This window comes from Alkalimonas cellulosilytica (assembly GCF_036325985.1).
GTDB classification, from domain to species: domain Bacteria; phylum Pseudomonadota; class Gammaproteobacteria; order Enterobacterales; family Alteromonadaceae; genus Alkalimonas; species Alkalimonas cellulosilytica.
This window is the reverse complement of the sequence record NZ_JAUHLI010000073.1, coordinates 1-350: the sequence shown is the minus strand read 5'-3', so window position 1 is coordinate 350 and position 350 is coordinate 1. Positions and strand designations below refer to the sequence as shown.

Here is a 350-nt window from a genome sequence, read left to right as displayed (position 1 = left end):
GGGTCCACCTGGCGAATGGGCGGTTGCAGCAGCTCAGTATGGGCAAAGCCCAAATCAAGCTGATGAAAGGTGTGCGCAAAGTCTTTGCAGCTGGCCAGTGCATGCAGGTACTCATCGGCCAGGCCAGTGGTGACTTTGGGGGTAAAAGTGGCGGAGGGTTTGTAACCGCGCAACTTGGCATCGTACACCAGATTGCCGGGGGCAATCTCACGCAGGTAGCTGTTGATGTCTTTGGATGCTTGCTGGCGGGCAATGCCAAAACTGTTGATCAAATGCGTGGTGGTAAGCCGGCCCTCCCACAAAGCGACAATTTCAATCAGCCGGTAGCGCATCAGCAGCTCCCAGCGCAG

The 350-nt window shown here is 56.6% G+C and carries 1 pseudogene; it reads right to left on the bottom strand.

Annotated features, from left to right (window positions below):
* A pseudogene (locus QWY20_RS18600) lies at positions 1 to 350 on the bottom strand (WYL domain-containing protein); the annotation flags it as partial.